An 18,818-nucleotide genomic window follows, 5' to 3' on the forward strand; every position below is an offset into this window, starting at 1 on the left:
AAAAGCTTTACCAAAAACTTTTACCAGTTTTTCCAAATGTTTATTTTGAAATGGTCTCTAGGTTACAGGGGGCTGGCCGGGTAGCCAGACCGTGCAGCGGGTCCCCTCCCCCGGTACGCTGGTTATATCCAGCCGCCCGCCATGACGGTCAACGATATGGCGCACGATGGCAAGGCCCAGCCCGGTGCCCTGATCCCCCGTATTGCGCCCGGCGGGCTGGGTTATGCGGTAGAAGCGCTCGGTCAGGCGTGGCAGGTGCTGTGGTTCGATACCCGGCCCGTTATCACGCACGGACAGCAGCAGCCCCCCTGTGTCCAGCCATTGCGCCCCCACTTCAATACGCGCCACCGCGGGCGCTTGCGGCCTGCCATACCGCAGGGCGTTCTCGCACAGGTTGACCAGCACCTGTAAAATCTGGTCCGCATCGCCACGCAGGCTGCCCGGCGGGGCATCATGAACCACCAGCGCCGCCCGCTCCCCGGCGGGCTTGCCCTGCAGTTCATCACGGAAGCGGCCCAGCAGTTCGGCCACCACCACCTGTCCCTGCGGGCGCTGGTGCTCAAGCATCTGCACGCGCGACAGATAGAGCAGCCGGTCAATCAGGCGCTGCATCCGGCTTGCCTGCCGTGCCATGATAGCCAGGAATTTCTGCCGCGCTACCGCATCATTGGCGGCAGGCCCCTGCAGGGTTTCGATAAAACCGATCAGGGCGGCAAGCGGCGTGCGCAGTTCATGGCTGGCATGGGCCACGAAATCGCTGCGCGCACGGTCCAGCGCGTCACGCGCCGTGGCATCCAGCAGGACAACCACGCAGGCAGGCTGCCCGTGCCACCGCGCGGCCTTTACAAAAGCCTGCACCACCCGGCGCACCGGCACATCCGCCTCGATACGGACCTCGGTCACGTTGCCGGGCTGCAATTCGCTCACGGCGCGCTGCAGGGCGGGGTGACGGATCATGGTGCCCAGGCCTTCGGCAAATTCATTCTGCGCACGGGCACCGGCATGCAGCAGGCGACCGTTACGTGCCAGCACCAGCAGGGCCACGGGCAGGTCATCCACGGCAATCGTGTCCTCATCCGTGCCCTGCACGGGGTCCGCCGCCCCACGGGCCACAGGGTAATAGGGCAGCCGCCCGGCCATGTCATGTCGGCTCAGGACAAACCAGGCCCCGCCGCCCCCCACAACCAGGCCAACCACCAGCAGCACAAGCGCTGTCACACCGTCCTCCCCTTCCCGACCTGCCGCATGGCCCGGAAAACGGGCGATACCATGCTGGGGAAACAACTAAAAGAAGAATGATTTCTGAAATAAAATTACAATTTGTGCGGTGCAAAATTAATATAATTATAAATCGTTTGACGTTTCGATAATTTTACCCTACACCTTCTCCAATCATAAAAAATAAGAACAATGGCCCAACAAATCATGACCGATCCGGTTCCACCCGCCAGGACGCCCGTCGTCCCCGCCCGTTCCGCATTCCCCCGGCCACACGGCTGAAAAGACGCGCGTCGCTTCACCCGGCATCCCCGCCGCGTACCCATGCCCCGTCGCTGACGACCGGGCCACGAGAAAACCAACAGACATGACAAGACAGATCCGGCATGCCCGCAGCGGGCGCGCACGCCATCCGTTTTCCCATACCTGTAAATGGCTGCTGGCCGTCAGCACGGCCGCCACGGCGCTGCCGGTGGCACATGCCCAGGTTGCCCCCACGACGGGGGTGCCCTCGCTCGTTTCCGTCAATGCGGTCCCGGCCGTACCCGCGACCCCCGCGTCACAGGCCAGCCAGATCAGCCTGAACACGCTTGATGCCGAACGCCTTGGCCCCACGCCCCAGGCCATCCGCCGGCCGCCCAACACGCCCATCCCGCCCAGCGGGGTGCCGGCCTATCCTTCGGCGGGGCTTGCTACCATAAGCGTGGCCCCCGTCAGCAGCCCCGGTGACAGCAAGGCCTTCCACAAGATCGAGCTGGATGCCCTGACCCGCCATGAAGGCCCGTCGGGCTTCCTGCCCGCGTGGATCGACGCGCAGCATGATACCGACCTGGAGGACCCGTACTACGTGCCAACCGCGGGCAGCGGGCACCTGGTGCCGCAGCTCAACCCGCTGCGTAACCGGCTGCGGGACCATGGGGTAAGCTTTGCCTTCACCTACAAGGGCGAGGCCATGGGCGTGATCAGTGGCGGGGTGGAACGTGGCATGAGCTACGTGCACGAACTGACCGCGCAGGTGAACTTCGACCTGGAAAAGATGGCCGGCATAAAGGGCTGGTCCGTCCATACCCTGGTGATGGAACGCGCGGGGCACGCCGTAAGCCACGACCGGGTGGGGGAATATTATGTCAACCTGCAGGAAGTCTATGGCCTGTCAGGCAACGTGGTGGCGCATCTGGTTGATTTCTATGCGGAAAAGAAGCTGCTGGACAACCGGCTGGATGTAACGTTCGGCCGTATGGCGCTGACGCATGTGTTCGCCACATCCCCGCTGCTGTGCTCGTTCATGGTCACCTGCTCGGCGCCCGTGGCGCTCAAGCTTGATCCCGGCTTCAGCGTGTACCCCAAGGCCACATGGGGCAGCCGCATCCGCATGCGCCCCACGCGTGATACCGCCATCCAGCTTGGCGCCTATTCGGTCAGCGCCCTGTCCGACAACCCCAGTGGCTGGGCATGGGGGGCGGAGAACACGACCGGCCTGATGCTGCCCGTCGAGTTCACATGGCAGCCCTACCTGACCCGCAACCGCCTGCCGGGCCACTACGTGCTGGGATATGCGCATGACACCACCCGCTACCCCGACGAAATCGGGATCGGCCTGCCCGCCGCGCTGAAAACCGCCGCCGGCCACCAGCGCTCGGCCCCCATGGACATGTTCTGGTTTGAAGGCGACCAGATGGTCTACCGTCGCGGCGGGCGCAACCAGATGGCCGGCGGCTACCTGATGGCGGGCTATATCCACAATACACCGCATGTCACCTCCATTTCCGATCAGGCCTATGGCGGCCTGTCCTTCGCGGGCGTCATCCCCTCACGCGTGACGGACCGGCTGGGCATCATGTATTCGTGGTACCATGTCAGCCACCGCAAGGAGGAAGGACAGATCCTGCGGTATGAGGCCGGTTATTCGCTGGGGACATCGGTGCGCGCGCCCCAGACGGATTCCCACATCATCGAAGCCTATTACGCGATCGACGCCATGCCCGGCATACTGGTGCAGCCGGAATTCGAGTACATGATCCGGCCGGGCGAGACCAGACACATTCCCAATGCGGCACTGGTGGGGCTGAAGGTCATCGCCAATCTCTGATACCCCGACCGGGTATTGCACAAATTGCATGACGGCCCTGCATACGGAAATATGCAGGGCTTTTTTCGCTGTTTTCCTTGATAATGATAATAAGAATTTGTTGCAATTATGAGACAGGAGACGGCGAAACACAGCCATCGTGTTGCGAATAATTATTACAATATGTATTGCAACATTCTGCAATTAAGAGGCTGTTGCAATTATGACAGACAAGACCCCCCGCCCCGGCATCCGCCCCAGGCTACGGCCCTTCTCCCTGCTGACCGCCAGCATGGCGCTGGCCTGTGCCGCAACCGGCGCCCGGGCCGCCCCCGATGCGGTAACGTCCCCGCCCCGGGCCAGCGATACGGCAGGCACGCCGGACAGGAAATCCCCAGCGCCCCCCGCGCAGGACCAGTACAACCACGCATCCGACAGCAGGTACGACCAGACCCGCGTCACGGCCTCGCCGATGAACGTGCTGCATGAATCCATCGGCCTGAGCCGCATGCCACAGGACGCCATGCACACGCCCCAGAACGTGAACGTGGTGCCCCAGATCCTGATGCAGCAGCAGAATGTCAAATCCCTTGATGAGGCCCTGAAGAACGTGCCCGGCATTACCGCATCGGTTGGCGAGGGCGAGGGCGGCATGGCGGGGGACCAGTTCCTGATCCGCGGTTTTGCCGCACAGAACGATATTTATGAAAACGGCCTGCGTGACTTTGGCGTCTATACGCGCGACAGTTTCTATTACGACCATGTCTCGGTCATAAAAGGCCCGTCATCGGAAGTGTTCGGCAATGGCACCACGGGTGGCGCGATCAACATCGTGACCAAGACCCCGCATCTGGGCAACAGCTACCAGGCCAGTTTTTCGGGGGGCAGCGGGTCGTATTACCGGGGCACGCTGGATGTGAATTACCAGATTGGCAGTTCCACCGCCTTCCGCCTGACCGGCATGGGCAACGAAAACAACGTGGTGGGGCGTGACTACATCTATTCCCACCGCTGGGGCATTGCGCCTTCCATCGCATTCGGGCTGGGCAAGAAAGTGTCCTTCGTGCTGGAATACTTCCACCAGAACGACAACCGCATCCCCGATTACGGCGTGCCGGTGGTCTATTCATCCGCCAGTGCCATTGGCCGCCCGGTGACCGAATATGGCGTCAGGCGCACCAACTGGTATGGCACCACCTATGATCAGGACGATTCCAGCACCGACATGATCACCGGCCGCCTGACGGCCAGGGTCAGCCCCATCCTGACACTGTATAACGACATGCGGGGCGGGATATTCCACCGCTATTTCTCGGCATCGCAGGAAGCGTGCTCGAACTTCTCCAGCGGCGCCACCCTGACCAACAACACGATCAATGGCGTGGCCGCTTCCTCCACCTGCCAGTCGGATTTCTTCTCATCCAACCCCGGTTCCGCCGTAGTGGCGCGCAATGGCGGTGTGGGGGGCCCCGAACCCTACCGGCAGAGCGACTGGTCGATACAGGATGTGTTCTCCGGTGTGGCACACCTTAAGACGGGACATATCCGTCACGAGATCATCGGCGGGTTTGACATCGAATACGTGACCGACCACCGCCAGAACTACGCCTATGGCTCCAACCGCCCCGGCACCAGCCTGCTTGACCCCTCGCCCTATGTGCCCGGCCTGACGCTGGGCGACTGCGCCCAGTATCCCAACCGTCTGGTCAATATCGGCAATGGCGTGGGCCGCAAGTGCTACAAGGACAGCGATGCGCTGGATGTGGGCTTCTTCCTGTCCGATCAGGTGTGGCTGACGGATTACCTGTCGGTCAAGGCGGGCTTTAGGTGGGATAACTGGAACAGCCATTACAGCGCCACCGGCGGCAGCACCGCCACGCCGGATGTGCATTACGGGCAGAACGAAACCACCATCAACCCTTCCGTCAGCATCATGTACACCCCGCGCAGCAACCTGATGGTGTATTTCAACTGGTCGGAATCCACCACGCCGCTCAGCCTGTATGTCACCAACAGTTCCGAACCCATGACACGTTCCAGCCAGACCGCCGCGCCCGAGCGCAGCAGGCTTTATGAGGTGGGCGCCAAATACAGCGCCTTCCATGACCGGATCGGCTTTACCGCAGCCCTGTTCCGGCTGGAAAAGAACAACGCCGTCCAGACCGACCCCAGCACGGGCGACGTAAGCGCGACCAGTGACCAGGAACGTAACCAGGGGCTGGAACTCAGCGTATCGGGCACGCTCATGCGCAACTGGATGTTCTATGGCACCTATGCGCTGTATGACCCCACCATAACCAAGGCCGGTTCCACCACATCCAAGCAGGGAGGCCAGATCCAGTACGTGCCCCACAATCAGGCCACGGCATGGACCAGTTACGAAATCGCGCCGCGCAAGCCGTGGAACATGACGGTCGGCGGCGGCATTACCTGGCGGCAGGGCGTGTGGCTGGACCAGGCCAACACGGCACGCGTGCCCGCCACGGTGGAGTTCGACGCCATGGTCTCGCATCATTTCGACAACCACTGGAAAGTGGCGATGAACGCCTATAACCTTGATAACCGGCTGAACTACGGCAGCCTGTTCTCCAACCGGGTCACCCCCTCCATCGGGCGGTCGTTCCTGTTCAACATCTCGGCGCAGTACTGATCCACCGCGCGACATGCCCAAGGCCCTGCCATGCTGCTGCACATTCCCGCCCTGCTTACCGCCGATGAACTGGCCCATTGCCGCGCAGTGCTTGAAAGCGCGCCATGGACCGATGGCCGCGAGACGGCGGGCGTACAGTCAGCCAGGGCCAAGAACAACCTGCAGCTTGGGCGTGATACCCCGGCCTGCCGCGAACTGGGGGAAATCGTGCTGCGCGCGCTGGGCCGCAACGCGCTGTTCAACAGCGCGGTGCTGCCCTACCGGGTCAGCCCGCCCCTGTTCAACCGCTATGAAAACGGCATGAGCTTCGGCGCGCATGTGGACAATGCCATCCGTGGCATCCTGGCGGGTGGCATCCACACGCGCATCCGCACCGATGTGTCCTCCACCCTGTTCTTTTCCGACCCCGATGACTATGAGGGCGGCGAACTGACCATGCATGCCAATGGCAACGAACAGGCGATCAAGCTGCCGGCGGGCGACATGATCCTCTACCCCACCACCGTACTGCACAGCGTGACGCCGGTTACGCGCGGCAGCAGGCTTGCGGCGTTTTTCTGGTCACAATCCATGATTGCGGAGGAAAGCCGCAGGCAGATCCTGTTCGATCTGGACATGCAGGTCACGGCGCTGCGCGAACGGCTGGGCGATGGCGACCCGGCCGTGCTGTCCCTGACCAATATCTACCACAACATGATGCGCCAGTGGTGCATCCTGTAAAAAAGTCATCATGCTGAACGATATCGGGAGAACCATACGGGTTTTTCCACAACGGTTACGTCTGTCTCAAAATCAGGATGGCGTGCCACGGGCGAAATATTTCCGGCTCTTGCAATATTTCCCGTGCTATTTGCGCGTCACCCCTATACAAGGATCGCACGGCTGGACTTTTCAGCTACGGACAAGATTTCAAATGCAGCCACGATACGCGGCCTTCTGGCATCCCCGATAAAACGAAAAGTCTCGATTCCGCGCATGTTCGCGTGGGTGCCGGTTACGCAAGGAGGCCAACACATGGCCGCAGGAACAGTTAAATGGTTCAACGCCCAGAAGGGCTTTGGATTTATCCAGCCTGATGATGGAAGCGCTGACGCTTTCGTTCACATCTCCGCCGTCGAGCAGGCTGGCCAGCAGACCCTGAACGAGGGACAGGCCGTGACGTATGACCTCGAAAGGGGCCGTAACGGCAAGTCTTCCGCAGTCAATCTGAAGATTGGCTGACAATTGCGGCAGGAACTTCGGTTCCTGCCGTTTTTGTTTCTACCCTTCTGCCCACAGGGCGGGGCTGACACCCCGCGCCCCTTCAGCCCACCACGAAGATATCACGCATCCGCAGCGTGGCCGCGACATCCCATACCCGCGTGGCCAGCGCCGTAGGCTGGGCCGGGACCAGACGCACAAGCCCCACTTCGGGCGTGGCACAGGGACCAAGCGGGCGGATCTGCAGCCGGTTGCGCCCGGTATGGGTGGGCAATGCGGCCACCGGCAGGATACTGGCCAGCCTGCCACCCAGCACTTCGCCATACAGCACCTCGAGTGAATTCGTCTCCAGCATTACGGTCGGGGTCACGCTCGCGTTACGAAAGGCGCCATCCACGATCTGCCGCGTCCGCATTTCCGCGCTGAGCAGGCACAGCGGCAGGTCGGCAAGGCTGTCCCATTCCTGCCGCCCGGCTGGAAGCGTCAACGGTTCGACCGCCACCAGCACATGCTGTTCGGTATAGAGCGGCAGGATTTCAAAAGGCCCGTCGGCCGGGATCTGGTCCAGATAGACCAGCCCCAGATCAAGCTGCTGCAGGCGCAGGCCATGGATGGTATCCGCGCTGGACCCCAGCCTTGCATGCAGGTGCAGGCCGGGTATGGCGGTGCGGAAGCCTTCCAGCAATGGCGGCATGGCCTGGAGTGCCGGTGGCATCACGCCAATGGACAGCGTGCCGCCCGCCACCTGCTGGGCAAAGGCCGCTTCCTGCCGCAGCCCATCCAGTGCCGCCAGCGTCTGCCGTGCCCAGTCCAGCACGCGCCGGCCTTCATCGGTCAGGCCGTTGAAGCGGCGCGTACGGCGGATGATGGTAATGCCCAGTTCGGATTCAAGCTGGCGTATCGCCGCCGAAAGCGCGGGCTGGGATACACCGCAGCTTTCCGCCGCGCGGGAAAAATGCCGGTAGCGGTCCAGCGCTATGAGATATGTCAACTGCCGCAAGAACATACCCTGCCCCTTTATTCATGCCGGTCAACCACGCCTTCCGCCAGCGCGCCCCACCATGTGCCACGGACGGCCCCCACCGTCCATCCGGGCCCGCCCGGCCAGCCGCATCCGGCATTCCCGTGGCACATGACGGGTCCGGCCCGGCGGCGGCATGCCAGACCGTGGGAAAGGAAGCGTTCCGCCGGTTGCGGGATGCAAGGCGGAACCCTTCACATTGCTTGCTGTACCATTGACGCTGACCGGGATAATCCCCGATGAAAGGACAACCATCATCCAACAGATTCTGGCGGCATCACGCGGTCCGCCCCGCCGGTCCTGCCAGCCATCCCCATTATCCATACCGGAGACCGCCATGGCCCTGAACCTTGCCAATACATCCCTTTTCCGCCAGGACGCATTCATCGACGGTACGTGGCGCCCCGCGCTGGATGGCGCGCGCCGGCCGGTGCACAACCCGGCCACCGGCGTGCTGGTGGCACAGGTTGCCGAATGTGGCCCCCCCGACGTGACCCACGCCATCGCGGCGGCCATAACGGCACAGGCGGAATGGCGCAACCGCACCGGCGCCCAGCGGCAGGTCATCCTGACACGCTGGCATGATCTGGTCATGGACAGCCTGGATGACCTGACCACCCTGATCGTGACCGAACAGGGCAAGCCACGGGCGGAAGCGGCCGGTGAGATCCGCTACGCCGCAAGCTTCCTGCTGTGGTTCGCGGCCGAGGCCATGCGGGCCTATGGCGATATCATTCCGCCCACCAATCCCGCCACCCGGCTGAGTGTCATCCGCCAGCCGGTGGGTGTGTGCGCGGCCATCACGCCCTGGAACTTTCCGGCCGCCATGATCACCCGCAAGGCCGGGCCGGCGCTGGCCGCGGGGTGCGCGATGATTGTCAAGCCATCGGAAGAGACCCCGCTGACGGCGCTGGCGCTGGCGGAACTGGCACGGCAGGCCGGTGTACCCGCAGGGCTGCTGCAGGTCCTGCCGGGCGATGGCGTGACGCTGGGCAAGGCCCTGTGCGCCAGCCCCGATATCCGCAAGCTGTCCTTTACCGGCTCCACACAGGTCGGGCGTATCCTCATGGCGCAGTCCGCCCCCACGCTCAAGCGGCTGTCACTGGAACTGGGTGGCAATGCCCCCCTGATCGTGTTTGACGACGCGCATATCGAACAGGCGATCAAAAGCACCATCGCCGCCAAATTCCGCAATGCGGGCCAGACCTGTGTCTGCGCCAACCGCATTCTGGTGCAGGATGGCATTTATGATGAATTCGCCACCCGCTTCGCCCGCGTGGTGGCAAAGCTGCGGGTCGGGCCGGGCAGCAACCCGGATGCCGCCATCGGGCCACTGATCAGCACGCAGGCGCGCGACAAGGTGGAGGAACACGTCCGTGATGCCGTGGCCCACGGCGCGGGCATACTGTGCGGCGGGGCCCGTGACGCGGCGGGCGACCTGTTCTACCAGCCCACGGTATTGCAGGACGTAACCCCGGCCATGCGCGTGGCGCGGGAGGAAACCTTCGGCCCCGTGGCCCCGCTGCTGCGCTTTCACACCGAAGCCGAGGCCATTGCCATGGCCAATGACACGGAATATGGCCTGGCCGCCTATTTCTTCACCCGCGACCATGCGCGCGCCCACCGCGTGGCCGAAGCGCTGGAATACGGCATGGTCGGGCACAATACCGGCCTGATCTCCAACGAGGTCGCACCCTTTGGCGGCATCAAGCAGTCCGGCATGGGGCGGGAGGGATCACGCTACGGCATGGATGAATACCTGAACATGAAATACATCTGCACCGACATTACCGACCCCGGTGCCTGACCGGCCACCGGCCCGTCACGGGGCGCTCCTGGCGCGCATTTACATCCGCCAACAATGAAGTACGATGGCGCGCATGGACGAATTCCGCTTCCTTCATGCCGCCGACCTTCATCTTGACAGCCCGCTACGCGGGCTTACGGAAAAATCCGGCGAATATGCCCGCCTTGTGGCCGATGCCTCACGCCGGGCCTTCAGTGACATGGTCAGCCTGGCCATAGAAAGTGCATGCCGCTTCGTGGTGCTGGCAGGCGACGTGTTTGACGGTGACCTGCGCGATACGCAGTGCGGGCTGTTCTTCATCAGCGGCATGGCCAGGCTGCGGGCGGCGGGTATCCGCGTTTTCATGATCCTGGGCAACCATGATGCTGAAAACCGCTTTGCAAGGCATCTGCGGGTGACGGACAACGTCCACCTCTTCGCCACGACCGGAGCCGAGACCTGCATCATGGAGGATCTGGGCGTTGCCGTGCACGGCCACAGCTTTGGCCGCCGCGACGTGCGCACCAATATTGCCCGCCAGTATCCCCCGCCGGTAGCGGGGCTGTTCAACATCGGCATCCTGCACACCGCCTGCCAGGGGCGTGAAGGGCACGAGACCTATGCCCCCTGCACGGTCGAGCAGCTGGTCAACCATGGCTACCAGTACTGGGCGCTGGGCCATGTCCACACCCGCGAGATCCTGCACCGGGACCCGTATGTGGTGTATGCGGGCAACCTGCAGGGGCGGCATGCGCGTGAAGCCGGGCCGAAGGGGGCATCCCTGGTCACCGTGCGCGGCGGCGCGGTGGCCACGGTCGAACACAGGGTGCTCGATGCCGTGCGCTGGGCGTGCGAGAGCGTGGACCTGACGCAGGTCGCCACGCACGAGGAGATGGACGCACGCATCCGCAACGCGGCAAAGGACATCATGGCGCAGGCACAGGGACGCCCGGTGGCGCTGCGGCTGGAACTGGCGGGGACCACGCCGCTGCATGCCGCCCTGCTGCGTGACAGGCAGGCGGTGCAGGAGGAAGTCGAGGCCGTACTGGCCGGCATATCGGACCAGATATGGCTTGAGCGCCTGCAGCTGCGGACCGGCGCGCCGGCCCGCCCCGCAGTCATGGACCCCTCTACCGGCGGCCGGATTGCCGCCGACATACGCGCTGCGGCAACACCCGAGGCACTGCAGGCGGAACTGGACGCTATCCTGACCGCCGTCATCGAACGCATGCCCGCCCATACCCGCAGGGAGGAAATGCGCGCCGCCATCCTGCATGATGTCCCGGCCCGCGCGCGTGACCTCGCCCTCTCGCTGGTGCAGGACCCCGAAGGGCGCGATGATGCGCATCAGTGAACTCAGGATCACCCGATATGGCGCGATCCCCGGCCTGGACCTGGATCTGGGGGACGGGAGCGGGTTGCATGTCATCCATGGCCCGAACGAGGCGGGCAAGAGCACCTGCCTTGCCGCCATTGGCGACTTCCTGTTCGGTATCCCGGCCAGAACGCGCGCCGGGGCGGTTTTCGGCAACGGCCAGATCTGCCTTGGCGCCCGTATCGTGCTGGAAAACGGGCAGGTACATGACCTGAACCGCTACAAGCGCACCAACCGTTCCCTTGTCACCACCGAGGGTACCGCCGTAGCGGAGAGCCTGCTGATACCCGAGACCATGACACGCGCCCGCTTTGCCGCGCTGTTTGGCCTGAATGACGAGACATTGCGCACGGGCGGTGCCGAACTGCTGCATGCGAACGGCGATATCGGCCGCCTGATCGTGGAAGCGGGCGGGGGCCTGCGTGCCCTTATGGTCAGGCTGGACGAGATTGATGCGAAACGCGCCTCCCTGTTCACGCTCCGCCGGGCGGGGGGGCGTGCGTTCTACAGGGAACTGGATGTCTTTACCGCCGCGCAGCAGAGCCTCAGGGCCGCGTCGCTGGAACATGATGCCTATGACCGCCATTGCCGTGACCGTGACGAAGCCCGCAGCCGCAGGGCCGCCATAAGTGCCGAGCAGACGGAACTGCGCCGCCAGCACAGCCATTACGAACAGCTGGAAAAGGCCCTGCCCCAACTGCACGAGATTGCCCGTCTGGCCGCCGCACTGGCCGCACAGGCCGACCTGGAACCGCTGCCCCCCGGCATGGCCGCCACCATAACCACCGCGCTGGAAACCTGTGCCGCCGCCCGTGCGCGCCATGCGGCGGCACAGGCCCAGGTGACCCAGCTGGTCCGGCAGACCACATCCCCCCCTGCCGAAGCCGTGCTGGATACCCTGCACGAAGCCGTCGCCCGCGCACGCAGCCTGGGCCAGAGCGTGCGCCGCAACCGTGACCTGCATGCCGGGCATGAGGAAAAACGGCGCGCCATGAACGAAAGCCTGTCCAGCCTGCGCCAGCGGCTGGGCCGGGGGGCGGATGCGGATCTGCGGCAGGCCATGCCCGACCGCGCAACCCTGGATGCCATACGCCATCTGGCCGACGCACAGGCCGACTGGCACAACCGGCATACGGGGCTGGCACGGCAGATCAGCCAGGCCGACATGGCCATTGCGCGCAGGCGGCAGCGCATGGCCAGCCTGCGCGCGGCAGGTCATGACGTGGCGCTGCATGCCGATTCCGCGCCGTTTTCCGGGCTGGTGGCGGAAATGAAGCGGCTGGAGATGCGCGCGGCCACCCTTGACCGGCGGCAGGCCGACCTCGCCGCCCGGCTGCGCGCGCTGGGAGCGGCCACGGTGGAAGACCTGCGCGCCATGCCCTGCCCCCCGCCGGAGGGCGCGCGCATGGCCGCCGAACGCCAGCACCACCTGCGCACCGAATATGACCGGCTTGACGCGGCCTGCACGGCGGAACGCGCACGACAGGCCAGACTGGCCGCCGAGCTTGCCCGGCTGGAACAGACCGGCAGTCCGCTGGCCCCCCGCATGCTGGATGAAGCCTGCCGGCAACGTGACGCGGTGTGGCAGGATATCCGCGCAGCCTACCTCGACCCCGAAAATCCGCCCGCGGGTCCCGCCGCCTCCACCCGCCACGCCCGGGCCGCGGCGCTGGATGCCGCGATTGCCCGGGCGGATTCCCTGTCCGCCCAGCTGCTGGCGCAGGCTGACCGCATCGCCCGCATGGAAGGGCTGCGGCACGACATCACGCATTGCGCGGACACGCTCACGCTGCATGAACGCACCAAGGCGGACATACAGGCCCGGATGGCCGATGACTGGCGGGCCTTCATCGCACCATTCCGTGTACCGGCCCCGCACGCCACCACCCCCGATGCGCTGGTCGCCTTTGTATCCGCCCGGATGCAGCTGCTATCCGATGCCACGCAGGTCGCGACCGAACTGGCCCAGCTGGCGGAAGACCGCATAAAACCCGACACGCTGCACGAAGGCCTGCGCGCACTGGCCGAGCGCCTTGGCATCGCGCCCACCCTGTCACCGGGGCCTTGCGTGGAAGCGGTGACCACCGCCCTGCGCCAGCATGCCAGCGGGCATGAGGAATATGGCCGGCTGCATCGTGAACTGGATGACCTGCTGCCCGAACAGGCTGACCTGCAACGGCAGGCCGCCGCCCTGCAGGCGGAACGACAGGACTGGACGGCACAATGGGCCACCGCCATGCAGGCCATCGGGCTGGAGGCCGATGCACCGCCTCCCGCCGCCTGTGCGCTGGCAACCGACTGGGCCGCCGCCCCGGCACAGCTGGAACGACTGTCCGAACTGCATGAAACCTGTGTTCAGGCCCGGCAGGCCGAGCAGGACCTGACACGGGTCATGGATGAAATCCGCCCCCACCTGCCCGCCCCCCTGCCCGCCGATGGCGTGGCGGCGGCCCAGGCGCTGGAGCAGTTGTGGCAGGCGGCGCAGAAAAGCCAGCACCAGCGCGAGGCCCTGCTGCCCACGCTGGCCAGGGCACGTCAGGACCTGGCGGAAAGCGGGGCCAGCCTGTCCCACGCCCATGCCATGATTGACCAGTTGCTGGCGCGCACCCATGCCGAAAGCCCCGAGGCACTTGAACAGCTTGCCGGCCGTCTTGCCCGGCGTGACAGGCTGGCACAGGAACACACCCGGGCACTGGACACCCTTGCCCGCATGACAGGGGGCCAGTCCCCTGCCGCACTGGAACGCGCCATTGACGGCCGCGACCTGCCCGAACTGCGGGCCGAGACCGCACGCATGCACGACCGGCTGAAGGATCTTGACCTGCAACGTGACGACGCCGTGCGCGCCGAGCAGCATGAGGAAACGGCGCTGCGCGCCTTCGAGCATAATACCGATGCCCCGCAGGCGGCCGCCCGGCGCGAGTCAGCCATTGCCAGCCTGCACCAGATTGTGGAGGAATATGCGCAACTGACCCTGGCGCGGAACCTGATTGCCAATGCCATAGACCATGTCCGCTCCGCGGAGCAGGACCCGCTGGTCACACGCGCGGGGCAGTTCTTCTCCCTTGCCACGCTGGGCGCGTTTGACGCCATCCGCACGGACCTGGATGCACAGGGCAACCCGGTGGTACTGGGCCAGCGCCACGACGGAAGCCATGTGCCGGTGGCGGACATGAGTGCCGGCACGCGTGACCAGCTTTTCCTGGCGTTCCGCCTTGCCAGCGTGGAAACCTACTGCCGCGCGGCCGAACCCCTGCCCTTTGTCGCCGATGACCTGCTGGTGCAGTTTGATGACGCGCGCAGCGAATGCACGCTACGGGTACTGGCGGATTTTGCCCGCACCACGCAGGTGCTGCTGTTTACCCACCATGACAGCATACGCGACATGGCCCGCAGCCTGCAGGCGCAGGGGGTGGCCATAAATCTTGTGGAACTGCCCCGCATTGCGGCGTGACAGCCCGCCCGAACGGGCGGGCATGCCACCGCATTGGGCGCAACCGCCACAGACAGGCTTCCCGCTCCCGCCTTACCAGTTCTGCTGATAGGGAATCGTCTGGCCGAACTGCTGCATCTGCTGTTGCTGCTGCTGCTGGTCCATCTGCATGCGCTGCTGGCGCATCTGCTCGTCCTGCTGGGCAAACTGTTGGTGCATCTGCTGCATCTGCTGGGCCTGCTGCTGGCGCATCTGTTCGCGCTGGCGCTCGATCTGTTCGCGGCCGCCGGGCTGGTTGCCCATCTGCCGGGCCTGCTGGTCAAGCTGCATCTGCTGCTGGTCGAACTGCTGGCGCATCTGCTGCATCTGCTGGTCACGCTGCATGTGCATCTGCTCCTGCTGCTGGCGGAACTGCATCTGCTGCTGCTGGAACTGCTGCTGCATCTGTTGCATCTGCTGGGCACGCTGGGCGGCCTGCTGCATGTCCGGCTGGGCATGCGCGGCCCCCGCCATGACCAGGATGCCGGACAATGCAGCGGCAAGGCAGGCCGCATGGCTGGTAATGGCACGCGCCATGATGGTTCTCCCTGTAATAACCAGCCCTTTATTACAGCATCATGGCTGGTAATCCAGCCCGATATCCATGACGCGCACGGTATGGGTCAGCCACCCCAGTGAAATCAGGTCCACACCCGCCTGCGCCACCGCCGTGACCGTATGCGGGGTGATGCCGCCCGAAGCCTCGGTTACCGCGCGCCCGCCCACCAGCCGGACCGCTTCGCGCAGCATGTCGGGCTGCATGTTATCCAGCAGGAAAACATCCACGCATCCGGTCTCCAGCCCTTCGCGCAGCTGTTCCAGCGTGTCCACCTCCAGTTCGATCCGCACAAGATGCCCGGCTGCGGCACGGGCACGCGTGACGGCCGGGGTAATGCCCCCGGCAAAGGCGATGTGGTTGTCCTTGATCAGGATCGCATCATCCAGGCCAAAGCGGTGGTTGCTGCCGCCCCCTGCCCGCACGGCGTATTTCTGGATGGCGCGCAGTCCGGGCATCGTCTTGCGGGTGCAGGTAATGGCGGCCTTGTACGGGCGCACCAGTTCCACCAGTTGCGCCGTGGCGGTGGCGATGCCGCTCATATGCGACAGGAAATTGAGCCCGACCCGCTCCCCCGACAGGATGCCCCGCGCGGGACCGCGTACGGTGGCAAGGCGCGCGCCCTTCGTCACCGCATCGCCATCATGCGCATGGGGCCGGAATTCGATACGCGCGTCCATGAGCGCAAAGGACAGGCGCGCCATGTCCAGCCCCGCAATCACCCCGTCCTGCCGCGCGGCCAGAACGGCGTGGACAGGTGTGTCTCCATCCACGATCACCGCATCGGTCGTAAGATCGCCCGCCCGGCCCAGGTCCTCCAGCAGGCCAGCGCGCACTAGCGGTTCAAGCATGATGTCCGGCAGGGGATGGATCATGAGGGCATTCTTTCATTCATTGACAGGGGCGCCATGGACGGCCCGGCCTGCGCCACAACCCGGGCAAGGCCCGTCCGCAGTTCGGCCAGGCCAAGACGGGAGGGAATGCCCGCGGTATCCGCGTCGGGGCAGTCACTGCGGAAATGGCCACCCCGACTTTCCCGCCGGTGCAGCGCCGCCAGCATGACGGCCGCGCAGACAAGCCCCGCATCGGTATGCAGCCTGTCCGCCACCTGCAGCAGGCCGGTGCGCAGCCCTGCCTCCGTGCGGATGACACCCGCATGCCGGCTCATGACATGCCGCAGGGAAAGCGGGGGCTGGGGCGCGGGCGCCGCCTGCCGCGCGGCGGCCGCCTGTACCTGGCCAGCGGAGTTCATGGTCAGGCCATCCAGTTCGTGGCCGGTCCATGTGCCGCACACCACGGCTTCAAGCAGGGAATTGCTGGCCAGCCTGTTGGCGCCATGCAGGCCGGTACAGGCCGCCTCGCCCACCGCCCACAGACCGGGCACGTCACTGCGGCCCTGCTGGTCCACCATGATGCCGCCCATATGGTAATGGGCGGCGGGACGGACCGGGACCGGCTGCGTTACGGGATTGATGCCATGGGCCGCGCACAGGGCGGATATGGCTGGAAAACGGTTGGGAAAATCCGCGCCCACGCTGGCCCGTGCATCCAGGTACACCGTATGCCCCGCCAGCATGTGCCGCCACACCGCGCGTGATACGCTGTCACGCGTGGCAAGTTCACTGGTGAAACGTGCACCGGCCTCATCCACCAGCACGGCCCCTTCACCGCGTACCGCCTCGCTGATCAGGGAAAGGCGCTGGCCCCGCGCGCCAGCGGAAAGGGCGGTGGGATGGAACTGCACGAACTCCATGTTGCCCAGAACCGCACCGGCCCGCACGGCCATGGCCAGACCACTGCCCGTGGCGGCGGGCGGGTTGGTCGTATCGGCAAACAGCCCCCCCATGCCGCCCGTGGCCAGTATGACGGCGGTAGTGGGCAGCATGACTTCCTGTCCGCCAATGTCCAGTTCCACCCCGGCGACCGCGCCGTCATGCAGCACGAGATCACGCGCGCGGGCATGCTCCACCACCGTTATGCGCCCGGTCCGCCGCACCCGCGCAACCAGCGCGCGCATGATGGTGGCGCCCGTGGCGTCCTCCCCCGCATGGGCAATGCGGCGGTGGCCATGGGCGGCCTCCAGCCCCAGTTGCAGGGTGCCATCGGCATGCCGGTCCCACGCCACGCCCAGCCCGGCCAGGCGGGCCACCGCCGCCGGGCCTTCCGCCGTGATGCGGGCGACCATGCGCGGGTCGCACAATCCCGCGCCCGCAGCCAGCGTGTCAGCCGCGTGCAGGGCCGGGCTGTCACCCGCGCCCACGGCCGCGGCCATGCCCCCCTGGGCCAGCATGCTGGCGGCAGATGGCGGCTGCATGGCCTCCAGCGTTCCGGCACAGGCCAGCACGCAGGGCCGCGTGGTGGACAGCGCCGTCATGACCCCCGCCAGCCCCGCGCCGATAATGACCGGCTGGCCGGCGGGCAACGGGACCTGCCCGGTCATATGGCCAGCATGCGCTCGACCGCCCGGCGGCCACGGCTGGCCAGTTCGGGGTCCAGCGTGACCTCATGCGTCATGGTTTCCAGCGCGTGGCGGATATTGGACAGGGTGATGCGTTTCATGTGCGGGCACATGTTGCACGGACGCACGAACGCCGTCCGCGGATACTGGATCGCGAGGTTGTCGCTCATGGAGCACTCGGTCACCAGCAGGATCGGGTCACTGGCATGCCCGCGCACGAAATCGGCCATCATGGCGGTCGAACCGCTGAAATCGGATGCAGCCACCACTTCGGGCGGGCATTCGGGATGGGCCAGCACGACCAGGCCGGGATTGTCGGCGCGCATGCGGTCGATTTCCTCGGGTGTGAAGCGTTCATGCACCTCGCAGTGGCCGGGCCATGTAATCATCCTGATGCCGGTCTCGGCCCCGATATTGCGGGCCAGGAATTCATCGGGGATCATGATGACACTGTCGGTGCCAAGGCTTTCCACCACGCGCTTCGCATTGCCCGAGGTGCAGCAGATATCGCTCTCCGCCTTTACCTCGGCCGAGGTGTTGACATAGGTGACCACCGGCACGCCGGGGTGGCGGGCGCGCAGGGCGCGGACATCGGCCCCCGTGATGGAATCGGCCAGCGAACAGCCCGCCTTCCTGTCCGGGATGAGGACGGTGCCGTGCGGGTTGAGCATCTTGGCGGTCTCCGCCATGAAATGCACCCCGGCCATGACAATCACGTCCGCATCCGTTTCCTGTGCCTCCCGCGCTAGGGCAAGGCTGTCACCACGGATATCGGCCACGCAGTGAAAGATTTCCGGCGTCTGGTAATTATGCGCAAGGATGACGGCGTTGCGTTCCCGCTTCAGGGTTTCGATCGCCCGGATATCGGCGAGAAACGTCTCCCACTCCATTGCCGGGACCAGATGGCGCACCCGTTCATAAAGCGCATCCGTCCCGCCCTGTGGCGTAATCTGGTTCATGCCTTGCTCTCCCTTCCCACTCCGGCCATGTCCTTTATGCTCATATTGAGCATAA

13 protein-coding genes are annotated in these 18,818 nt (G+C 65.1%); 7 read left to right on the forward strand and 6 right to left on the reverse strand.

Annotated features, from left to right (window positions below; all coding sequences use genetic code 11):
• Nucleotides 1-57 precede the first annotated feature (57 nt).
• The gene (locus tag CFR78_RS05385) at nt 58-1,218 is read right to left on the reverse strand and encodes a sensor histidine kinase (protein ID WP_034932669.1); all 1,161 of its coding nucleotides are present in this window, start codon (nt 1,216-1,218) and stop codon (nt 58-60) included.
• A gap of 367 nt (nt 1,219-1,585) precedes the next feature.
• Here CFR78_RS05385 and CFR78_RS05390 point away from each other — a divergent pair, with 367 nt between their 5' ends.
• From CFR78_RS05390 to CFR78_RS05405, 4 genes are all read left to right on the forward strand, one after another.
• Nucleotides 1,586-3,307, forward strand: coding sequence for a carbohydrate porin (locus CFR78_RS05390; RefSeq protein ID WP_007398102.1), 1,722 nt, complete (start codon nt 1,586-1,588; stop codon nt 3,305-3,307).
• 202 nt (nt 3,308-3,509) lie between these two features.
• Nucleotides 3,510-5,936, forward strand: a complete 2,427-nt coding sequence (locus tag CFR78_RS05395; protein ID WP_034932644.1) for a TonB-dependent receptor — start codon at nt 3,510-3,512, stop codon at nt 5,934-5,936.
• A 30-nt stretch (nt 5,937-5,966) separates the two neighbouring features.
• Nucleotides 5,967-6,656, forward strand: coding sequence for a Fe2+-dependent dioxygenase (locus tag CFR78_RS05400; RefSeq protein WP_007398100.1), 690 nt, complete (start codon nt 5,967-5,969; stop codon nt 6,654-6,656).
• Between the two features lie 294 nt (nt 6,657-6,950).
• The gene (locus tag CFR78_RS05405) at nt 6,951-7,157 is read left to right on the forward strand and encodes a cold-shock protein (RefSeq protein ID WP_007398099.1); all 207 of its coding nucleotides are present in this window, start codon (nt 6,951-6,953) and stop codon (nt 7,155-7,157) included.
• Nucleotides 7,158-7,239: 82 nt separating this feature from the next.
• On the opposite strand, the gene CFR78_RS05410 is transcribed toward CFR78_RS05405, so the two are convergent.
• On the reverse strand, nt 7,240-8,142 hold the full coding sequence (locus CFR78_RS05410; RefSeq protein WP_034932646.1) for a LysR family transcriptional regulator: 903 nt from the start codon (nt 8,140-8,142) through the stop codon (nt 7,240-7,242).
• Nucleotides 8,143-8,494: 352 nt separating this feature from the next.
• Between CFR78_RS05410 and CFR78_RS05415 the strand changes: the two genes are divergently transcribed.
• From CFR78_RS05415 to CFR78_RS05425, 3 genes are all read left to right on the forward strand, one after another.
• Complete coding sequence (locus tag CFR78_RS05415; protein ID WP_034932648.1) at nt 8,495-9,964, forward strand: NAD-dependent succinate-semialdehyde dehydrogenase; 1,470 nt, start codon at nt 8,495-8,497, stop codon at nt 9,962-9,964.
• Nucleotides 9,965-10,028: 64 nt separating this feature from the next.
• On the forward strand, nt 10,029-11,297 hold the full coding sequence (locus tag CFR78_RS05420; RefSeq protein WP_110581010.1) for a metallophosphoesterase family protein: 1,269 nt from the start codon (nt 10,029-10,031) through the stop codon (nt 11,295-11,297).
• Entirely contained in the window at nt 11,281-14,772 is a 3,492-nt protein-coding gene (locus CFR78_RS05425) for an AAA family ATPase (RefSeq protein WP_240471478.1), read from the forward strand. The genes CFR78_RS05420 and CFR78_RS05425 overlap by 17 nt, the downstream gene beginning before the upstream one ends.
• 72 nt (nt 14,773-14,844) lie before the next feature.
• Here the strand turns inward: CFR78_RS05425 and CFR78_RS16220 are convergent, their stop codons facing one another.
• The 4 genes from CFR78_RS16220 to nadA are packed head-to-tail and all read right to left on the reverse strand — an operon-like array spanning nt 14,845 to nt 18,763.
• On the reverse strand, nt 14,845-15,327 hold the full coding sequence (locus CFR78_RS16220) for a hypothetical protein (RefSeq protein ID WP_034932649.1): 483 nt from the start codon (nt 15,325-15,327) through the stop codon (nt 14,845-14,847).
• Nucleotides 15,328-15,366: 39 nt separating this feature from the next.
• Complete coding sequence (nadC, locus tag CFR78_RS05435) at nt 15,367-16,221, reverse strand: carboxylating nicotinate-nucleotide diphosphorylase (RefSeq protein WP_034932651.1); 855 nt, start codon at nt 16,219-16,221, stop codon at nt 15,367-15,369.
• Nucleotides 16,218-17,786 (reverse strand): L-aspartate oxidase, encoded by a 1,569-nt coding sequence (locus tag CFR78_RS05440; protein ID WP_034932652.1) that lies wholly within the window; start codon nt 17,784-17,786, stop codon nt 16,218-16,220. The genes nadC and CFR78_RS05440 overlap by 4 nt, the downstream gene beginning before the upstream one ends.
• Nucleotides 17,783-18,763, reverse strand: a complete 981-nt coding sequence (gene nadA / locus CFR78_RS05445) for a quinolinate synthase NadA (RefSeq protein ID WP_034932654.1) — start codon at nt 18,761-18,763, stop codon at nt 17,783-17,785. The genes CFR78_RS05440 and nadA overlap by 4 nt, the downstream gene beginning before the upstream one ends.
• Nucleotides 18,764-18,818: the final 55 nt, after the last annotated feature.

This window comes from Komagataeibacter rhaeticus (genome assembly GCF_003207855.1).
Lineage (GTDB): Bacteria > Pseudomonadota > Alphaproteobacteria > Acetobacterales > Acetobacteraceae > Komagataeibacter > Komagataeibacter rhaeticus.

Excerpts from the sequence above, each read along its gene's own strand:
- CFR78_RS05400 (WP_007398100.1), top strand. The coding sequence starts at position 5,967 with ATGCTGCTGCACATTCCCGCCCTGCTTACCGCCGATGAACTGGCCCAT.
- CFR78_RS05415 (WP_034932648.1), top strand. The coding sequence starts at position 8,495 with ATGGCCCTGAACCTTGCCAATACATCCCTTTTCCGCCAGGACGCATTC.
- nadA (WP_034932654.1), bottom strand. The coding sequence starts at position 18,763 with ATGAACCAGATTACGCCACAGGGCGGGACGGATGCGCTTTATGAACGG.
- CFR78_RS16220 (WP_034932649.1), bottom strand. The coding sequence starts at position 15,327 with ATGGCGCGTGCCATTACCAGCCATGCGGCCTGCCTTGCCGCTGCATTG.
- CFR78_RS05420 (WP_110581010.1), top strand. The coding sequence starts at position 10,029 with ATGGCGCGCATGGACGAATTCCGCTTCCTTCATGCCGCCGACCTTCAT.
- CFR78_RS05425 (WP_240471478.1), top strand. The coding sequence starts at position 11,281 with ATGATGCGCATCAGTGAACTCAGGATCACCCGATATGGCGCGATCCCC.
- nadC (WP_034932651.1), bottom strand. The coding sequence starts at position 16,221 with ATGATCCATCCCCTGCCGGACATCATGCTTGAACCGCTAGTGCGCGCT.
- CFR78_RS05395 (WP_034932644.1), top strand. The coding sequence starts at position 3,510 with ATGACAGACAAGACCCCCCGCCCCGGCATCCGCCCCAGGCTACGGCCC.
- CFR78_RS05440 (WP_034932652.1), bottom strand. The coding sequence starts at position 17,786 with ATGACCGGGCAGGTCCCGTTGCCCGCCGGCCAGCCGGTCATTATCGGC.
- CFR78_RS05405 (WP_007398099.1), top strand. The coding sequence starts at position 6,951 with ATGGCCGCAGGAACAGTTAAATGGTTCAACGCCCAGAAGGGCTTTGGA.
- CFR78_RS05390 (WP_007398102.1), top strand. The coding sequence starts at position 1,586 with ATGACAAGACAGATCCGGCATGCCCGCAGCGGGCGCGCACGCCATCCG.
- CFR78_RS05410 (WP_034932646.1), bottom strand. The coding sequence starts at position 8,142 with ATGTTCTTGCGGCAGTTGACATATCTCATAGCGCTGGACCGCTACCGG.